Raw genomic sequence first — 17,991 nt, 5'->3', positions numbered from 1 at the left:
TCAGGTGCGCTCAGCCCAGGCTGCGCTGCTGAAAAATTTCATGGTTACCGCATGGATGCTGCCATTGGCGATCCACGGATTCAGGTGAGCATAGATCGCCTGCTGACGTTTGACCGGGCTCAGGCCAGCCAACTCGTCGCTGATCACGTTCAACTGGAAGTTGCAGCCTTCGCCTTCAACTTCGACCCGGGATCCCGGCAATTTCTCTTCAAGGAAGCTCTTAACTTCTACGGCCTGCATGCTCAACCTCAATCGGCGCCCGATGCGCACGGGTCGGCCATCATACAAAAAAGCCCCTCGCCTGCGAAGCCCAACGAAAGGGCGCGCGACCGAGGGGCCTCTCATCACTGCCAAGCCATCAGCTTGCCAGCACCTCATCGAGGTCATAGACCCCGGCGATTTCCCGCATGTCGTCAGGCATGCCACGCACCTCGACGGCCTTGCCGGCGGCCTGGGCGTCACGAATGAACGCCAGCAGCAGCGACAGGCCAACGCTGGTGGAGCGCACCACGGCCGAGCAGTCCAGCAGCAGACGCGCTTCACGGCAGGCGCCGATCAGCGCCTTACCCTGCTTGCGCAGGGCTGGCCCGCTGCGGTAATCCAGTTCACCGGCCAGGCACAGCACGCCAGGCTCGGCCATGGTTACAGCGGCCTCGCTCATTTGACGGTCTTCTCTGGCGAGTTGTCGGCAGCTTCCTTGGCCTTGGCCACTTCGCCGGCCCAGCCGTCGATGGTCTTGTCCAGATCGTTGCCATTACGCTGCATGGCATCGGCGAACTGGTCGCGGAACAGCTTGCCGATGTTGATGCCGTTGACGATGACGTTGCGTACCTTCCACTCGCCGCCAAGGTTCTCCAGGGTGTACTGCACCGGATAGACCGCCCCGTTGTTGCCGGTCACCTTCATGCCCACACTGGCGCGCTTGCCGTCATCAGCCTTGGCCGGGTCGACGCTGATGCCCTGGTTGTTGTACTCCAGCAGCGCGTTGCCATAGAACTGGAACAGGCTGCGCTTGAAGTTCTCCTGGAAGCGCTGAATCTGCGCAGGAGTGGCCTTGCGCGAGTACTTGACGGTCATGATGCTTTTCGAGATGCCTTCAGCATCCACTACCGGACCGAGAATGCGGTTGAGCGCATCGTAGAAGGCATTCGGGTTGGTCTTGTACTGCTCTTTGTTGGCCTTGAGGTCGCTGAGCAGCTCAGTGGTAGTGCTCTGGACCACCTCGTGCGGCGACTGCGCGGCCAGGGCCATCAGGGGGAAGGCCGCCAGCAGCACCAGCAGGCCACGTCGCAGGATCGAAATCATGGAAACTCCTTAATTAGCCGGTTGCGCTTCTTTTGGTTCCTTGCCAACGGAGTTGAGCAGGAACTTGCCAATCAGATCTTCCAGCACCAGCGCCGACTGTGTGTCATGGATGGTCGAGCCATCCTTGAGCACGTCTTCTTCACCGCCCACGCTGATACCGATGTACTTCTCGCCAAGCAAGCCGGCGGTCAGGATCGAAGCAGTGGAGTCGGTCGGCAGGTTGTTGACCGCCTTGTCCAGCTGCAGCGTCACACGACCGGTGTAGGAATCACGGTCCAGATCGATGGCGGTGACCTTGCCGATGGTGACACCGGCCATGGTCACTTTAGCTCTGACCGTCAAACCCGCGATATTGTCGAAGTACGCATAAACTTTATAGGTATCGCTGCTCGGGCTGGCCGACAGCCCGCTGACACGCAGGGCCAGCAGCAGCAGCGCCAGGATCCCGGCCAGGAGGAACAGGCCGACACCGATTTCCAGGGTGCGGTTTTGCATCAGAAATCTCCAAACATCAAGGCGGTCAAAATGAAGTCCAGACCCAGTACTGCCAATGAGGCATAGACCACGGTCTTGGTGGTGGCGCGGCTGATCCCCTCTGAGGTGGGTTCGCAGTCGTACCCCTGGAATACGGCAATCCAGGTCGTGACGAAGGCAAACACCAGGCTCTTGATCAGCCCGTTGAGCACGTCGTCGGTAAAGGAAACACTATTCTGCATGTTGCCCCAGAACGAGCCTTCGTAGACGCCCAGCCAGTCGACCGCGACCCACGAACCGCCCCAGATGCCGACCACGCTGAAGATCAGCGCCAGCAGCGGCAGCGAGATGAAACCGGCCCACAGGCGTGGCGCAACGATGTACTTGAGCGGGTCGACGCCGATCATTTCCAGGCTCGACAACTGCTCGGTGGACTTCATGTTGCCGATTTCGGCGGTCAGCGCGGAACCGGCGCGGCCAGCGAACAGCAGCGCAGTGACCACCGGGCCGAGCTCACGCAGCAGGGTCAGGGCGACCATCTGCCCGACCGCCTGCTCGGAACCGTACTTGGTCAGGATGCTGTAGCCCTGCAGGGCAAGCACCATGCCGATGAACACGCCGGAAACGACAATGATCGCCAGCGACAGCACACCCACCGAGTAGAGCTGCTTGGTCAGCAACTGGAAACCGCCACCAATGCCGCCACGGCCGATCAGTGCATGGAACAGGAACAGGCACGAGCGCCCGAGCACGGCCAACACGTCGATCGCCGAGCGCCCGAGCAGGCGGATACGTTCGAGTAAGGATTTTCTGCGCATCACCGCGCCCCCAGCAAATCGGCGCGGTAGTCAGGCGCGGGAAAGTGGAATGGCACCGGGCCGTCCGGATCGCCTTTCATGAACTGGCGAATGCGTGGGTTGTCCGAGCCCATCAGCTCGTCGGGCGTCCCCTGGCCCAGCACCTGGCCATCACCGACCACATATATGTAGTCGGCGATACTGGCGGTTTCGGCCAGATCGTGGGAGACCACGATACTGGTAATACCCAAGGCATCATTGAGCAGACGGATCAAGCGCACGAGCACACCCATGGCGATCGGGTCCTGGCCGACGAAGGGTTCGTCGTACATGAGGATCTGCGGGTCCAGGGCAATCGCCCGGGCCAGCGCCACCCGACGCTTCATGCCACCGGACAATTCGTCCGGCATCAGGTCGATGGCACCGCGCAGGCCAACCGCCTGCAGCTTCATCAACACGATGTCACGGATCATTTCGTCCGAAAGCTGGGTATGCACGCGCAAAGGAAAGGCGACGTTCTCGAACACATCGAGATCGGTGAACAACGCACCGCTCTGGAACAGTACGCCCATCTGCTTGCGGGCGTCGAACAGGTCGCTGCGCGAGAGGCTCGGCAGGTTCTGCCCGGCCACCCACACTTCTCCGCTCGACGGCCGTAGCTGCGCGCCCATCAGGCGCAGCAGCGTGGTCTTGCCGCAACCCGACGGCCCCATGATCCCGGTGACCTTGCCACGCGGGATACGGATGTCGACATTGCTGAAAATGCTGCGCGAACCGCGCTTGAAGGTGACTCCCTTCAACTCGACCGCGTAGGCGCTATCCACACTCATCTAGACTCCTTGCTGATGCAGCCTCGCACTTATTGACGCTGGCCCTCATCGTGAAGGCACAGCGCCCTTGGCAGGCCGAATAGCGGCGAACTATAGCACTGCTGACCTCACGCCCCCAAGGGCATGGAACAGGTCGTTCAGGCCAGCGACAGGCATTGATGGCATTTGAGAAAGCAATCGAAAGGATGAGGCTTTTTTGTATTGCGGCTATAATCGCCGCCTTTTAATCAGGCATTGCTTTTCGACATGAGCCAATCCAGCGAGCTGATCCACTCCGCCCAGCGCACCCTGCGCCTGGAACTCGAGGCCGTTCAAGGCCTGGTGGCCCGCATCGACGCCAATTTCGTCAAGGCCTGCGAGCTGATCCTGGCGAGCAAGGGCCGGGTCGTGGTGGTCGGCATGGGCAAATCGGGGCATATCGGCAACAAGATCGCCGCCACCCTGGCCAGCACCGGCACACCAGCATTCTTCGTGCATCCGGCCGAAGCCAGCCATGGCGACATGGGCATGATCACCCGCGACGACGTCATCCTGGCCCTGTCCAACTCTGGCAGCACTGCCGAGATCGTGACCCTGCTGCCGCTGATCAAGCGCCTTGGGATCCAGCTGATCAGCATGACCGGCAACCCGGACTCGCCCCTGGCCCAGGCCGCCGAGGTCAATCTCGACGCCAGCGTCACTCAGGAAGCCTGCCCGCTGAACCTCGCCCCGACCTCCTCTACCACTGCCGCACTGGTACTGGGTGATGCGCTGGCCATCGCCCTGCTCGAAGCGCGCGGCTTCACCGCCGAGGACTTCGCCTTTTCGCACCCTGGCGGCGCCCTGGGTCGCCGCCTGCTGCTCAAGGTCGAGAATGTCATGCACGCCGGTGAGGAATTGCCCCAGGTACAGTGCGGCACGCTGCTCAAGGACGCACTCCTTGAAATGTCCCGCAAAGGTTTGGGCATGACCGTGATCGTTGGCAGCGATGGCAAGCTGGCCGGGATCTTCACCGATGGCGACCTGCGCCGCAGCCTGGACCGCAACATTGATGTGCACACCACACTGATCGATCAGGTAATGACCGTGCATGGCAAGACGGCTCGCGCCGAGATGCTGGCGGCAGAAGCCCTGAAGATCATGGAGGACCACAAGATCAGCGCCCTGGTGGTCGTGGACAAGGACGAGCGCCCGACCGGCGCCCTGAACATGCACGACCTGCTGCGCGCCGGCGTGATGTAAAGGAGAACGAACCGATGACTGAAGATCTCATGCAACGCGGCAAGGCGATCAAACTGGCCGTTTTCGACGTCGACGGCGTACTGACCGATGGCCGCCTGTACTTTCTTGAAGATGGCAGCGAATTCAAGACCTTCAATACCCTGGATGGCCAAGGCATCAAGATGCTCATGGCCTCGGGCGTAACCACGGCGATCATCAGCGGACGCAAGACTCCGGTCGTCGAGCGCCGGGCGAAAAACCTCGGTATCCCTCATCTTTACCAGGGCCGTGAAGACAAATTGGTCGTACTCGACGGCCTGCTCGCCGAACTGGGCCTAAGCTATGAACAAGTCGCCTATCTGGGTGACGACCTGCCCGACCTGCCGGTAATCCGCCGGGTAGGCCTGGGGATGGCCGTAGCCAACGCCGCACCGTTCGTTCGCCAGCACGCCCACGGCGTAACCCTGGCACGCGGTGGCGAAGGTGCCGCACGCGAGTTCTGTGAACTGATCATGCACGCCCAGGGCACCCTGGACGCTGCCAACGCCAACTACCTTTAAGGCTGCCCATGTTCAGCAAGAAAGCCCGCAATATCGCGCTGCTCGCGGTTGTTGCCGCCCTGCTCGCGGCAATCGGCTACTGGAATGTCAGCCCTGAAAGCTTCCTCGACAAGCCAGTCGCCCAGGTCGACGAAAGTGCCATCGATTATTACGCGATCAACGCGCATAGCGTGCAGTTCATGCCTGATGGCAAGCTGCAATACGAGATGACCGCCGACAAGGTCGAGCACCTGAGGGCCAGTGAAGTCACCCTGCTGACCACCCCCGACCTGCACATGTACCGCGGCACCGAATACCCTTGGCATGTGCAGAGCGAACGCGCAGAGGTCAACCCGGATGGTACCGAGGTCGAGCTGATCGAGAAGGTCCGCGTGCAACGCATCGACGAAAAGCAGCGTGAATTGATCGTTACCAGCTCGCGCATGACCGTATTCCCGCAGAAGCAATATGCGCAGACCGAGCAAGCCGTTAGAATCGACGGCGCCGGTGGCACGACTACGGGTAAAGGAATGAAAGCGTATTTGAAAGAAGGCAAGATGGACTTGCTCTCTAACGTAAGAGGACAGTATGAGGCTCGTTAAAACCCTCCCCCTTTTGCTCAGCCTGAGCGCAGCACTGGGAAGCGCGAGCGCCTTCGCCCTGCCGACCGACCGTGACCAGCCTATCCGCATCCAGGCCGACAACGCGCACCTGGACGACAAGCAGGGCGTGGCCACCTATACCGGCGATGTGATCATCACCCAGGGCTCGATGATGATCAAAGGCAATACCGTGACCATGACCCGTGCCGCCAATGGCGACATCGATGTGGTGACGTCGGTGGGCAACCTGGCCTACTTCGAGCAACAGCAGAGCACGGCCAAGCCCGACAAGATGAAAGGCTGGGCGGTGACCATCCAGTACCAGGCGCAGAAAGACACGGTGATCCTCACCGACCGCGCCAAGGTCGAGAACGAAGGCAACACCACCGAAGGCGAGAAGATCGTCTACAACACCAAGACCCAGGTTGCGACCGCTGGTCGTGGCGGCAACGTGACTCAACCACGTCAGCGCATCGACATGGTGATCCAGCCGAAGAAGAAGGCCGAGTAAATGGCAACCCTCAAAGCCCAGCACCTGGCCAAGAGCTACAAGGGGCGGCAAGTCGTGCGTGATGTCAGCCTGTCGATCGACAGCGGGCAGATCGTCGGCCTGCTCGGCCCCAACGGCGCCGGCAAGACCACTTGCTTCTACATGATCGTTGGGCTGGTCCAGGCCGATCAGGGGCGCGTACTGATCGACAGCCTCGATGTCAGTCACCAGCCCATGCACGGCCGCGCCCGCGCCGGTATCGGCTACCTGCCGCAGGAAGCCTCGATCTTCCGCAAGCTATCGGTAGCCGACAACATCATGGCCATTCTCGAGACCCGCAAGGACATCGACCGCGAAGGCCGGCGCAAAGAGCTGGAAAGCCTGCTGCAGGAGTTCCACATCAGCCATATCCGCGACAACCTCGGCATGAGCCTTTCCGGTGGTGAACGCCGCCGCGTCGAAATTGCCCGCGCCCTGGCGACCGCACCGAAGTTCATCCTGCTGGACGAACCGTTTGCCGGCGTCGACCCGATTTCCGTGGGCGACATCAAGCAGATCATCCATCACCTCAAGGCCAAGGGGATCGGTGTACTGATTACCGACCACAACGTCCGTGAAACCCTGGACATCTGCGAGACCGCCTACATCGTCAACGATGGCCGACTGATCGCTGAAGGGGACGCCGAGACCATCCTGGCCAACGACCTGGTCAAGGAAGTCTACCTGGGCCACGAGTTCCGGCTCTGACCCTCGGGACGTGCCTGGAGCACTGGCATTAATGCCCTGCAGGGGCTTAAGTTGTTACAGTGCTCTAGGCAAACGCTACAATTTGAGGCATAAATCTTGCTTGAATTTGGCGCTTTGGCGCCCTCGTGTAGTGGATGGCGCATGCGCGCCGGCGAACAAGGTATTAAGCCCCTGCCATGAAACCATCGCTCGTCCTAAAAATGGGCCAGCAACTGACGATGACCCCGCAGTTGCAACAGGCCATCCGCCTCCTTCAGCTTTCCACCCTGGACCTCCAGCAGGAAATCCAGGAAGCGCTGGAGTCCAACCCGATGCTCGAACGTCAGGAAGACGGCGACGACTTCGACAACAGCGATCCGATGGCGGACAACGTCGAGAACAAGCCGGCCGCCGAAGTCCCGGACAACAGCTTCCAGGAAAGCACCGCCAGTGCCGAAACCCTGGAAGACGGTGAGTGGAACGAGCGAATCCCCAACGAGCTTCCGGTCGATACCGCCTGGGAAGACATCTACCAGACCAGCGCCAGCAGCCTGCCCAGCAATGATGACGACGAGTGGGACTTCACCACCCGCACATCGGCCGGCGAAAGCCTGCAGAGCCACCTGCTGTGGCAGTTGAACCTGGCACCGATGTCCGATACCGACCGCCTGATCGCCGTCACCCTTATCGACAGCATCAACGGCCAGGGCTACCTCGAAGATACCCTGGAAGAAATCTGCGCAGGCTTCGACCCGGAGCTGGATATCGAGCTTGACGAGGTCGAGGCGGTGCTGCACCGCATCCAGCAGTTCGAGCCAGCCGGCGTCGGCGCCCGCAGCCTGGGCGAGTGCCTGTTGCTGCAATTGCGCCAGTTGCCCGCCAGCACGCCCTGGATGAGCGAGGCCCAGCGCCTGGTCACCGACTTCATCGACCTGCTCGGCAGCCGCGACTACAGCCAGCTGATGCGCCGCATGAAGCTCAAGGAAGACGAACTGCGCCAGGTGATCGAGCTGGTGCAGAGCCTCAACCCGCGGCCCGGTTCACAGATCGAGTCGAGCGAACCGGAATACGTGGTTCCCGACGTGATCGTGCGCAAGGACAGCGACCGCTGGCTGGTCGAGCTGAACCAGGAAGCGATCCCGCGCCTGAGGGTCAACCCGCAGTATGCCGGCTTCGTTCGCCGCGCCGATACCAGCGCCGACAACACCTTCATGCGCAACCAGTTGCAAGAGGCGCGCTGGTTCATCAAGAGCCTGCAAAGCCGCAACGAAACGCTGATGAAGGTCGCCACGCAGATCGTCGAACACCAGCGCGGCTTCCTCGACCACGGCGACGAAGCAATGAAGCCGCTGGTCCTGCATGACATCGCCGAAGCGGTGGGTATGCATGAGTCGACCATTTCGCGGGTGACCACGCAGAAATACATGCACACCCCGCGTGGCATCTACGAACTGAAATACTTTTTCTCCAGCCACGTCAGCACCGCCGAAGGCGGAGAATGCTCGTCTACGGCGATCCGCGCGATCATCAAGAAACTGGTTGCTGCGGAAAATCAGAAAAAGCCATTGAGTGACAGCAAGATCGCTGGTTTACTGGAGGCACAAGGCATCCAGGTAGCCCGTCGCACCGTCGCCAAGTACCGCGAGTCCCTCGGCATCGCACCGTCGAGCGAGCGCAAGCGACTGATGTAGCCCCCGGATGTGCCACAGCGTTTGTGGGGCAGGTGCAATACCTGCCTCTTTATGCACGGGCAACAAAGGAGAAGCTGTATGCAAGTCAATATCAGTGGACAGCATGTAGAAGTCACCCAGCCACTGCGCGATTACGTGCTTGAAAAGCTCGCTCGGGTGGAAAGTCACTTCGACAAGATCACCAACGTGCAGGTCATCATGAAGGTCGAGAAGCTGCAGCAGAAGGTCGAGGCGACCCTGCAGATTCCCGGCGGTGAAGTGGTTGCCAACGCGGAACACGAAGACATGTATGCAGCGATCGACGCCTTGGCCGACAAGCTCGACCGCCAACTGAAAAAACACAAGGAAAAACAGCAAAGCCTGCTGCAAGGTGCAGCTGCGCGCTGATCCCTCTCATCCATGATCCGACTTGAAACCATCCTGACCCCCGGCCGTTCCCTGGTGAACGTGCCGGGCGGCAGTAAGAAGCGCGCCCTGGAAAAGGTCGCCAACCTGATTGCCGAGCAAGTACCTGAGCTTGCGATGCAAGACGTCTTTGAAAAGCTCATCGCTCGCGAAAAACTGGGCTCGACCGGCTTTGGCAATGGCATTGCCATCCCCCACTGCCGGCTTGAAGGCTGCGCTTCCCCGGTGAGTGCCCTGCTGCACCTGGATGCGCCGATCGACTATGACGCCATCGATGGTGCTCCGGTGGATCTGCTGTTCGTCCTGCTGGTACCAGAGGCGGCCACCGATGCCCATCTTGAACTGCTGCGCCAGATCGCCAGCATGCTCGATCGCAAGGAGGTCCGCGATAGACTGCGTGCCGCCGGTGGCAGCGAGGCACTGTACCAGGTTGTCCTGGACGCACAGAACGAGCACTGAACATGCGCCTGATCATCGTCAGCGGCCGGTCTGGCTCCGGCAAAAGCACCGCCCTCGATGTCCTGGAAGACAACGGCTTTTACGTCATCGACAACCTCCCGGCCGGGCTTCTGCCACAGCTGGCCGAGAACGCGTTGATCAATACTGAACTGCTGCAACCTAAAGTGGCGGTTTCGATCGATGCACGCAACCTGCCCAGCCACCTGTCGCGCTTCCCCGAGCTGTTGGAGGAGGCCCGTGGGCGCCACATTCAGTGCGATGTGCTGTTTCTCGATGCCGACGAAGACACGCTGCTCAAGCGCTTCTCGGAAACCCGCCGTCGCCATCCGCTGACCAACGCCGACCGTTCGCTGGCCGAAGCCATCCGCGTCGAAAGCGAACTGTTGGGGCCGATTGCCGACCTTGCCGACCTGAAAATCGATACCACCAGCCTCAACCTTTACCAGCTGCGCGATTCAATCAAGCTGCGCCTGCTCAACCAGCCTGAGCCTGGCACCGCCTTTCTGGTCGAGTCGTTCGGCTTCAAGCGCGGGATGCCGGTCGATGCCGACCTGGTGTTCGACGTACGCTGCCTGCCCAACCCCTACTGGAAACCGGAGCTGCGCGAACATTCCGGCCTGGAGCAGCCAGTCATCGACTACCTTGCTGCACAGCCGGAGGTCGAAGAGATGTTTAACGACATCTCCAGCTACCTGCTCAAATGGCTGCCACGCTTTGCCGCAAGCAACCGCGCCTATGTCACCATCGCCATTGGCTGCACTGGAGGCCATCATCGCTCGGTCTACATCACCGAGCGCCTCGGCCAGCTGTTGCAGCAATCCCTGAAAAACGTCCAGGTCCGCCACCGCGACCTCTAGCCCACAGGATCCACCGCACGATGCCCGCCCGCGAAATCACCATCATCAACAAGCTGGGCCTGCATGCCCGGGCGGCAGCCAAGTTCGTCGGCGTGGCCGGCAAATACCCCTGCCAGGTCCGCATCGGCCGCGCGCCCGACAAGCTGATCGACGGCAAGAGCATCATGGCGGTGATGATGCTGGCGGCAGGCAAGGGCACCCAGGTGCACCTGATGACCGAGGGCGAGCAGGATGACGAAGCCCTGGAAGCGCTGGTGGCGCTGATCAACAACTACTTCGACGAAGGTGAATGAAGGCCGCTGGGGCCCGGCCAGGCCGGAGGCGGCACCAATCAGCAATGCCTTGAACCGTGCCGCCCTGCCAGCACCAGCGGTATCACCAGTCCAGCCAGGCGATACCGCGGGCCAGCAGCAACGCCGTGCCGGCGATTAACAGCAAGCCGCCCAGCGCCAGCCGGAGGGCGTGTTCCCACAAGTCCAGGCCCAATGGCGATCAAATGCCACCAGCGGTGAGTTTTTCCGGGTCCAGCAGTGCTTCGAGCTGATCACGCGACAGGTCGGTATGTTCCAGTGCTACATCGATGATCGGGCGGCCCTGCTGGTAAGCGGTCTTGGCGATTTCGGCGGCCTTGAGGTAGCCGATGATCGGGTTCAGCGCGGTGACGAGGATCGGGTTGCGCGCCAAGGCTTCCTTGAGCTTGCCCTCGTTTACCTTGAAGCTGGCAATCGCCTTGTCGGCCAGCAGGCGGCTGGCGTTGGCCATCAGCTCGATGCTCTCCAGTAAGTTGCGGGCGATCACCGGCAGCATCACGTTCAACTCGAAGTTGCCCGATTGCCCGGCCACAGCGATGGTGGCGTCATTACCAATGACCTGGGCGGCGACCATGGCAGTGGCTTCCGGGATGACCGGGTTGACCTTGCCCGGCATGATCGACGAACCCGGCTGCAGGCCCTGCAGCTCGATTTCGCCCAGGCCAGCCAAGGGGCCTGAGTTCATCCAGCGCAGGTCGTTGGCAATCTTCATCAGCGCCACGGCGGTGGTCTTGAGCTGGCCAGACAGCGCCACGGCGGTGTCCTGGGAGCCGATCAGCGCGAACAGGTTATGGCCAGGGGTGAACTCAACGTTGGTAAGCCCGCTCAGTTGGCGCGCAAAGCCGGCGGCGAACTGTGGGTGGGCGTTGATCCCGGTACCCACTGCGGTGCCACCCTGGGCCAATGCCTGCAGGCTCGGCAGGGTCGCTTCGAGATGTGCTCTGGCGCCATTGACCTGCGCAGCCCAGCCATCGAGCACCTGGCTCATGCGCACTGGCATGGCGTCCATCAGATGGGTGCGGCCGGTCTTTACATACTGATGCACCTGGCGTGACTTGGCCTCGATCACCTGAACGAGGTGGCTCAACGCCGGCAGCAGTTGCTCATGCAGCGCCAGCGCGGCGCTGACATGAATGGTGGTGGGGATGATGTCGTTGCTGCTCTGGCCACAGTTGACGTGGTCATTGGCATTGACCGGCTCACCGAGCACCCGGCTGGCCAAGGTGGCGATCACCTCGTTCGCGTTCATGTTCGAGCTGGTCCCCGAGCCGGTCTGGAACACATCCACCGGAAAGTGCTGGATGAAATCTGCGCCCAGCAATTGCTCGACCGCCTCGACGATGGCCTGGCCCTGCCCTGGCGACAGCTGCTCCAGCTCGATGTTGGCCCGGGCCGCAGCGGCCTTGGCCAGCAACAAGGCGCGGATGAACTGGGCGGGCATGCGCTGGCCGCTGATCGGAAAGTTATCTACCGCGCGCTGGGTCTGCGCGCCATACAGGGCCCTGGCCGGCACCTGCAGCTCGCCCATGCTGTCACGCTCGATACGGGTATCACTCATGTTCAAATCCTTGCATCAGTTCATCGGGAGAAATCGACGGCAGCAGCCGGCAGTTGGCCAGCTGCAAGGCATAAGGCTGCCAGCGCAGGTTCCCCTCGTGGCGATCGAGGTTGCGCAGGTCCAGCAACGGTCGCCAGGCCTGGTCCAGGCACAGGCAGCGCCAATGCCACGGCAACATGCGGTCGCAGGCGGTATCCAGCAGCAGGCGGAAGGAGGTCAGCGCCACGGTCCATGGCGAAGTTTCGGTGCAGCACACCAGGTAACGGCCTTCGGCCAGGTAGTGCTCGATCAGGCGCGGCTCATCAGGTTCGAGGGCGCAGCGGATCCGCCGGCTGAGCCAGCGCCAGTTTTCCAGGTAAGGCAGTTCGCGCAGGACGGGTTTCATGAACATCATCGCCAAGTTGCAAGATAATGATATTCATTATTGATTGATAAACAGAATCAATTCAAGCATCAGCCCAGCAAAGAAAAACCCGGCACGATGGCCGGGCTTAATTGACGCTGGGCATTCCTGCCCCGATGTCAGCTACCAGCGACCGTCATTCGCTCGATCAGGACCGACCCCGTGTGAATATTGCTACGGGTTTCGAGATCACAGCCAACTGCAACAATTTGCTGGAACATGTCTTTCATATTGCCGGCGATCGTCACTTCCTGTACGGCATGTTGAATCTCGCCGTTCTCGATCCAGAAGCCCGCCGCACCCCGCGAGTAGTCGCCAGTCACCATGTTCAGCCCATGGCCCATCAGCTCGGTCACCAGCAGGCCACGGCCCATGCGCCGGATCAGCGCCGCCTGGTCTTCGACGCCGTGAGTGACATACAGGTTGTGCACGCCCCCGGCGTTGGCAGTGCTTGGCAAGCCGAGCTTACGTCCGGAGTAGGTACCCAGCAGGTACGACACCAGCTCGCCTTTATCGACGAACGGCTTCGCGTAGGTCGCCAGGCCGTCACCGTCGAATGCGGCGCTGCCCAGCGCGCGAGGAATGTGGGGGCGCTCGTCGAGTGTCAGCCAGGACGGGAACAGGCGCTGTCCGATAGCGCCATCGAGGAACGACGACTTGCGGTACAGGTTGCCGCCCGAGATGGCCGACAGGAAACTGCCGAACAGGCCACCCGCCAGCTCGGCGGAAAACAGCACGGGCACTTCACAGGTCGGCACCGGCCGCGCACCAAGTCGGCTGGCTGCGCGCTGCGCGGCGCGCACGCCGATGCTGCGCGGGTCGGCCAGCATGTGGCCCTGGCGGTTCACGTCATACCAGTAGTCACGCTGCATCTGGCCTTCGCCTTCAGCGATCATCACGCAGCTCAGGCTGTGCCGGGTCGAGGCGTAGCCACCGATGAAGCCGTGGCTGTTGCCGTACACGCGGCAACCCTGGTGAGTGTTCAGGGTGGTGCCATCGGCATTGAGGATCCGCGTGTCAGCGTCGAATGCCGCCGCCTCGCAGGCCTGCGCCATCTCGATGGCCTTCTCCGGCTCGATGTCCCAGTCGTGATAGAGGTCGAGGTCGGGGATTTCGCGGGCCATCAGCGCGGCATCAGCCAGCCCTGAGCACTCGTCCTCGGAGGTGTGTTTGGCAATCGCCAGAGCAGCGGCCACGGTTTCCCGGATGGCATCCGGGCCACTGGCCGAAGTGCTGGCCGAGCCCTTGCGCTGGCCTACATAGAGGGTGATGCCGAAGCCCTGGTCGCGGTTGAATTCGACCGTCTCGACCTCGCGCTGACGCACCGTGGTGGACAGGCCCTGCTCCAGCGACACCGCCACTTCGCAGGCACTGGCGCCTTGCTTGCGTGCTTCTGCAATGATCGCCTCGACCTGCTCTTGCAACGCTGGCAGGTCCTTGGGGCCTACGCTCTGGACTGCACTCATGGTTTTCTCCACTCAAATTCTGCGTTCGGCGAGGGTCATTCTACGACCGGGCACGGACAAGCGGCCCCCGACTGGTTATCATGGCGGCGATTTCTAGCGGACTGCCACCATGGTTGATTCATACGACGACGCCTTCGACGGCGAAAAAAGCAAAACCCAGATCAAGCGCGAACTGCATGCGCTGGTCGAACTCGGCGAACGCCTGACCACGGTCAAGGCCGACACCCTGGCGCGCCTGCCGCTCACCGACGAGCTGCGCAAGGCCCTGGCCGACGCCAGCAAGCACACCGCCCACGGCGCACGCAAACGCCACATGTCGTTCGTCGGCAAGCTGATGCGCGACCAGGACCTGGACGCCATCCACGCCGTGCTCGAGCAGATCGACAGCTCCAGCCGCCAGTACAACGAGCGCTTCCACAACCTGGAACGCTGGCGCGACCGCCTGATCGACGGTAACGATGAAGACCTCGAGCGTTTCGTCAACGAATACCCCGAGACCGATCGCCAGCAACTGCGCTCGCTGATTCGTCATGCCCAGCACGAAAAGGCGCGGAACAAACCGCCTGCCGCTGCGCGCAAGGTGTTCAAATACATCCGCGATCTCGACGAGATGCAGCGCGGGCTGCGCTGACTGCCGACAGCGGGCTCCTGTAGGAGCGGCCTTGCGTCGCGAAAGGGTTGCGGAGCAGCCCCAGCCATTTCTGCTGTATCGCTGAAATCCCGGGGCCGCTCTGCGGCCCTTTCGCGACACGAGACCGCTCCTGCAGGCAGCCCGCATCCTCAAGCGCCAGTACCGCCCACGGTAATCGCATCGAGCTTCAAGGTCGGCTGCCCGACGCCTACCGGCACCGATTGGCCGTCTTTGCCACACGTCCCCACCCCACTGTCCAGCGCCAGGTCGTTACCGACCATCGACACCCGGCTCATGGCCTCCGGCCCGTTGCCGATCAGGGTCGCGCCTTTCACCGGGGCGGTGATCTTGCCGTCTTCGATCAGGTAGGCTTCGCTGGTCGAGAATACGAACTTGCCACTGGTGATATCGACCTGGCCACCACCGAGGTTGGCGCAGTAGATACCCTTCTTCACCGAAGCAATGATTTCTTGTGGATCGCTCTTGCCGGCCCGCATGTAGGTGTTGGTCATGCGCGGCATCGGCAGGTGCGCATAAGACTCGCGGCGACCGTTGCCGGTAACCGCCATGCCCATCAGGCGTGCATTGAGCTTGTCCTGCATGTAGCCCTTGAGGATGCCGTTCTCGATCAACGTGGTGCATTCGGTCGGCGTGCCTTCGTCATCGACACTCAATGAGCCGCGGCGCCCCTCGAGGGTGCCGTCGTCGACGATGGTGCACAGGGGCGAAGCCACCTTCTCGCCGATCCGCCCACTGAATGCCGAGCTGCCTTTGCGGTTGAAGTCGCCTTCCAGGCCATGGCCGACCGCTTCATGCAGCAGCACGCCCGACCAGCCGGACCCCAGTACCACTGGCAAGGTACCGGCCGGGGCCGGGATGGCTTCGAGGTTCACCAGTGCCTGGCGCAGCGCTTCGCGGGCATAGCCCATGACGCGGTCTTCAGTGAAGAAGCGGTAGTCGGTACGCCCACCGCCCCCCTGCCCGCCACGCTCGCGGCGGCCATTCTGCTCGACGATGACGCTGACGTTGAAACGCACCAGCGGGCGCACATCAGCGGCCAGGCTACCGTCGGCGGCGGCAATCAGGATGCGCTCCCAGACGCCGGCCATGCTTACGCTGACCTGCTGGATTCGCGGATCGAGGGCACGGGTGGCCGCATCCACACGCTTGAGCAGCTCGACCTTCTCGGCACGGCTGAGCACATCCAGCGGATTGTCCGGCGCATACAGCGCCGTCACGTCCTGGCTGCGGAACGCCTGGACCGTGCCGTTCTGGCCGGCGCGGGAAATCGAGCGGGCCGCACGGGCCGCCGAGGTCAGCGCTTCGAGGTTGATGGCATTGCTGTAGGCGAAGCCGGTCTTCTCACCGGACTGGGCACGCACACCGACACCCTGGTCCAGATTGAAGCTGCCTTCTTTGACGATGCCGTCCTCCAGTGCCCAGGTTTCCGAGATCTGCCCCTGGAAATACAGGTCCGCCGCATCGATGCCGGGGCCTGCCAGCTCGCCCAGCACGCTCTGCAGGCTGTCGAGGGTGAGTCCGCCCGGGGCCAGGAGTTGCTCGCTGACGGTGGATAACATCTGGCTCATAGTCACTCCGAGGTGTGCGCAGGCCGCAAGGCGTCCTGCGAGAAAAAGCGCCGGTGCGTGGTTACCGGCATGCGCGCCCGAATGGACGCCTGTTCATCAATGTCACGCTCGGCGAGCAAAACCGCTTCGCCTTGCGCCTGTTCTGCGACGATCCGCCCCCAAGGGTCGACGATCGCGGCGTGGCCGTGGGTTTCCCGCGGGCCTGGATGGGTACCGCCTTGAGCTGCCGCCAAAACATAGCACTGGGTTTCAATGGCCCGGGCGCGGATCAGAACTTCCCAATGCGCTGCGCCTGTGACCGCAGTAAAGGCAGCCGGTGCCGTGATCAACTCCGCGCCTGCGCTGCGCAAGGCGCTGTACAGCTCGGGGAAGCGCAGGTCGTAACACACGCTGAGCCCCAATCGGCCTAGCGGCGTATCGGCCACCACCACCTGCGCACCATGGGCATAGTCATCCGACTCGCGGTAGCGACCACGGTTGTCAGCCACATCCACGTCGAACAGATGCAGCTTGTCATAGCGCGCCACCACTTCGCCGTGTTCGTCGATGAGCAGCGAACAGGCATGGGCCTTGGCTTCAGGCTGGCCTTGTGGTGGCAGCGGCAAGGTACCGGCAACAATCCATAATCTGAGGTCACGTGCGGTACGTTTCAACCACGGCAGGATCGGGCCTTCGCCCATGGCTTCGGCGCGGCCGATGGCGGCGGCATCCTTGCGGCCCATTGCCGCGAAGTTTTCCGGCAGCACCGCCAACCGAGCGCCGCCCAGGGCTGCCTGTTCGAGCAAGGCGCCTGCACGTTGCAGGTTGGCCAGCACATCGTCCTGGCTGACCATCTGGATGACCGCTGCCTTCATGGGCACTCCTGCAATTATTTATCGAACGGTTTCACAAACGTGATTTTAGGCTCTTTCACCGGCCCTTCGACGCGATAGTGCACACTGGCAAAACGCGACACACGGTCGCCGATCAGCCGGTCGACCAGGAACAGCGCGCCCCCGACCGCAGGCGCACCGACAATCAACGCGGCCAGTGGCAGGTTGTTGGTCACCGGCAGGGTCACCTGCAGGTTGGCAGCGACCCGATCGCGCACCAGGTCGAGGGTGCCATCGAGCTCAAAGTTGCTCGACGGCCCGGTCACGCTGATTGGCTCGCGGGTCACGTAGACGCCGCTACTGGCCACCAGCAGGCCCTTGACCCGGTCATAGGCCAGGCCCTTGTCGAACAGGTCGGAGAAGTCCAGGCGCAGGCGCCGGCCAATCGAGTTGAAGTTAAGCAGGCCGAACACGCGCAGGGCCTGTGCGCCACCCTCCACCTCGACGAACTGACCGCTGCGCAAGGCCGCATCCATGCTGCCAGAGAAGCGCTTGAGGCCGACCCAGGCGGGCGAACCCGGCCAACGGCCATCCACATCCAGGCGGAAATCGCGACTGGTCACGGTCGGGGCGAACCCCCAGGCCTTGAGCACATCGGCGAGGTTCTTGCCATCGAGCCGGCCTTTGTACCAGCTGCTGGTAGCCCCCGTTTCACCTTCCCAACCGCCACTGCCATCGACATGCAAGCCTTTGAAGTCAAGGTCGATGTCTTGCGCAGCCACGCCCCGAGCGGTGGGGCGCAACTTCAGCGCGACATTGCCGAACAGGTCGTCGCCGCGGTACAGC

At 62.1% G+C, this 17,991-nt stretch carries 23 protein-coding genes; 11 read left to right on the top strand and 12 right to left on the bottom strand.

Translation table 11 applies throughout. From position 1 onward, the window contains the following. The 6 genes from APH33_RS15355 to APH33_RS15330 all read right to left on the bottom strand — a co-directional run bounded on the left by APH33_RS15355 (nt 1) and on the right by APH33_RS15330 (nt 3,406). Nucleotides 1–240 carry a BolA family protein gene (locus tag APH33_RS15355; RefSeq protein WP_003255121.1) on the bottom strand — a complete coding sequence of 80 codons (240 nt, stop codon included), beginning with the start codon at nt 238–240 and terminating at the stop codon, nt 1–3. A gap of 118 nt (nt 241–358) precedes the next feature. Then, a complete protein-coding gene (locus tag APH33_RS15350) occupies nt 359–661 on the bottom strand; it encodes a lipid asymmetry maintenance protein MlaB (RefSeq protein ID WP_054885958.1) in 303 nt (100 codons plus the stop codon). Beyond that, nucleotides 658–1,305: a phospholipid-binding protein MlaC gene (locus APH33_RS15345; protein ID WP_054885957.1), complete on the bottom strand. Its 648-nt coding sequence runs from the start codon at nt 1,303–1,305 to the stop codon at nt 658–660. The genes APH33_RS15350 and APH33_RS15345 overlap by 4 nt, the downstream gene beginning before the upstream one ends. A gap of 9 nt (nt 1,306–1,314) precedes the next feature. Beyond that, nucleotides 1,315–1,800, bottom strand: coding sequence for an outer membrane lipid asymmetry maintenance protein MlaD (mlaD, locus tag APH33_RS15340; RefSeq protein ID WP_054885956.1), 486 nt, complete (start codon nt 1,798–1,800; stop codon nt 1,315–1,317). Further along, a complete protein-coding gene (gene mlaE, locus APH33_RS15335) occupies nt 1,800–2,597 on the bottom strand; it encodes a lipid asymmetry maintenance ABC transporter permease subunit MlaE (protein WP_054885955.1) in 798 nt (265 codons plus the stop codon). Before mlaE ends, mlaD begins: the two co-directional genes overlap by 1 nt. Continuing rightward, the gene (locus APH33_RS15330) at nt 2,597–3,406 is read right to left on the bottom strand and encodes an ATP-binding cassette domain-containing protein (RefSeq protein ID WP_043213285.1); all 810 of its coding nucleotides are present in this window, start codon (nt 3,404–3,406) and stop codon (nt 2,597–2,599) included. Before APH33_RS15330 ends, mlaE begins: the two co-directional genes overlap by 1 nt. Before the next feature lie 246 nt (nt 3,407–3,652). Between APH33_RS15330 and APH33_RS15325 the strand changes: the two genes are divergently transcribed. The 10 genes from APH33_RS15325 (at nt 3,653) to APH33_RS15280 (ending at nt 10,668) form a co-directional block, all read left to right on the top strand. After that, complete coding sequence (locus APH33_RS15325) at nt 3,653–4,627, top strand: SIS domain-containing protein (RefSeq protein ID WP_054885954.1); 975 nt, start codon at nt 3,653–3,655, stop codon at nt 4,625–4,627. Nucleotides 4,628–4,641: 14 nt separating this feature from the next. Next, the gene (locus tag APH33_RS15320) at nt 4,642–5,166 is read left to right on the top strand and encodes an HAD family hydrolase (protein ID WP_054885953.1); all 525 of its coding nucleotides are present in this window, start codon (nt 4,642–4,644) and stop codon (nt 5,164–5,166) included. An 8-nt stretch (nt 5,167–5,174) separates the two neighbouring features. Beyond that, complete coding sequence (lptC, locus tag APH33_RS15315; protein ID WP_054885952.1) at nt 5,175–5,747, top strand: LPS export ABC transporter periplasmic protein LptC; 573 nt, start codon at nt 5,175–5,177, stop codon at nt 5,745–5,747. Further along, nucleotides 5,734–6,258 (top strand): lipopolysaccharide transport periplasmic protein LptA, encoded by a 525-nt coding sequence (lptA, locus tag APH33_RS15310; RefSeq protein ID WP_027595608.1) that lies wholly within the window; start codon nt 5,734–5,736, stop codon nt 6,256–6,258. The genes lptC and lptA overlap by 14 nt, the downstream gene beginning before the upstream one ends. Then, on the top strand, nt 6,259–6,984 hold the full coding sequence (lptB, locus tag APH33_RS15305) for an LPS export ABC transporter ATP-binding protein (RefSeq protein WP_054885951.1): 726 nt from the start codon (nt 6,259–6,261) through the stop codon (nt 6,982–6,984). Between the two features lie 176 nt (nt 6,985–7,160). Then, nucleotides 7,161–8,654, top strand: a complete 1,494-nt coding sequence (locus APH33_RS15300; RefSeq protein WP_054885950.1) for an RNA polymerase factor sigma-54 — start codon at nt 7,161–7,163, stop codon at nt 8,652–8,654. 78 nt (nt 8,655–8,732) lie between these two features. Continuing rightward, a complete protein-coding gene (hpf, locus tag APH33_RS15295; protein ID WP_003255135.1) occupies nt 8,733–9,041 on the top strand; it encodes a ribosome hibernation-promoting factor, HPF/YfiA family in 309 nt (102 codons plus the stop codon). A 12-nt stretch (nt 9,042–9,053) separates the two neighbouring features. Beyond that, a complete protein-coding gene (gene ptsN / locus APH33_RS15290; protein WP_054885949.1) occupies nt 9,054–9,518 on the top strand; it encodes a PTS IIA-like nitrogen regulatory protein PtsN in 465 nt (154 codons plus the stop codon). Nucleotides 9,519–9,520: 2 nt separating this feature from the next. Continuing rightward, a complete protein-coding gene (gene rapZ, locus APH33_RS15285; RefSeq protein ID WP_054885948.1) occupies nt 9,521–10,375 on the top strand; it encodes an RNase adapter RapZ in 855 nt (284 codons plus the stop codon). Between the two features lie 20 nt (nt 10,376–10,395). Next, entirely contained in the window at nt 10,396–10,668 is a 273-nt protein-coding gene (locus APH33_RS15280) for an HPr family phosphocarrier protein (RefSeq protein WP_054885947.1), read from the top strand. Nucleotides 10,669–10,867: 199 nt separating this feature from the next. Here the strand turns inward: APH33_RS15280 and APH33_RS15275 are convergent, their stop codons facing one another. The 3 genes from APH33_RS15275 to pmbA form a co-directional block, all read right to left on the bottom strand. Next, on the bottom strand, nt 10,868–12,244 hold the full coding sequence (locus APH33_RS15275) for a lyase family protein (protein ID WP_054885946.1): 1,377 nt from the start codon (nt 12,242–12,244) through the stop codon (nt 10,868–10,870). Continuing rightward, nucleotides 12,237–12,638 (bottom strand): FagA protein, encoded by a 402-nt coding sequence (locus tag APH33_RS15270; RefSeq protein ID WP_082433612.1) that lies wholly within the window; start codon nt 12,636–12,638, stop codon nt 12,237–12,239. The genes APH33_RS15275 and APH33_RS15270 overlap by 8 nt, the downstream gene beginning before the upstream one ends. Nucleotides 12,639–12,766: 128 nt before the next feature. Then, nucleotides 12,767–14,113 carry a metalloprotease PmbA gene (gene pmbA, locus APH33_RS15265; RefSeq protein WP_054885945.1) on the bottom strand — a complete coding sequence of 449 codons (1,347 nt, stop codon included), beginning with the start codon at nt 14,111–14,113 and terminating at the stop codon, nt 12,767–12,769. A gap of 109 nt (nt 14,114–14,222) precedes the next feature. On the opposite strand from pmbA, the gene yjgA reads away from it, so the two are divergent. After that, nucleotides 14,223–14,744 (top strand): ribosome biogenesis factor YjgA, encoded by a 522-nt coding sequence (gene yjgA / locus APH33_RS15260; RefSeq protein ID WP_027920225.1) that lies wholly within the window; start codon nt 14,223–14,225, stop codon nt 14,742–14,744. 149 nt (nt 14,745–14,893) lie between these two features. Here the strand turns inward: yjgA and tldD are convergent, their stop codons facing one another. From tldD to APH33_RS15245, 3 genes are all read right to left on the bottom strand, one after another. After that, nucleotides 14,894–16,333, bottom strand: coding sequence for a metalloprotease TldD (gene tldD / locus APH33_RS15255; protein WP_054885944.1), 1,440 nt, complete (start codon nt 16,331–16,333; stop codon nt 14,894–14,896). A 2-nt stretch (nt 16,334–16,335) separates the two neighbouring features. Beyond that, entirely contained in the window at nt 16,336–17,187 is an 852-nt protein-coding gene (locus APH33_RS15250) for a carbon-nitrogen hydrolase family protein (protein WP_054885943.1), read from the bottom strand. Between the two features lie 14 nt (nt 17,188–17,201). Then, nucleotides 17,202–17,991 (bottom strand): AsmA-like C-terminal region-containing protein (locus APH33_RS15245; protein ID WP_305728936.1); only part of this gene is annotated, 790 nt, incomplete at its 5' end.

Source organism: Pseudomonas sp. NBRC 111130 (genome assembly GCF_001320485.1).
Lineage (GTDB): Bacteria > Pseudomonadota > Gammaproteobacteria > Pseudomonadales > Pseudomonadaceae > Aquipseudomonas > Aquipseudomonas vlassakiae.
The sequence above is the reverse complement of the archived record's forward strand: the minus strand, read 5'-3'. Positions and strand labels throughout refer to the sequence as shown.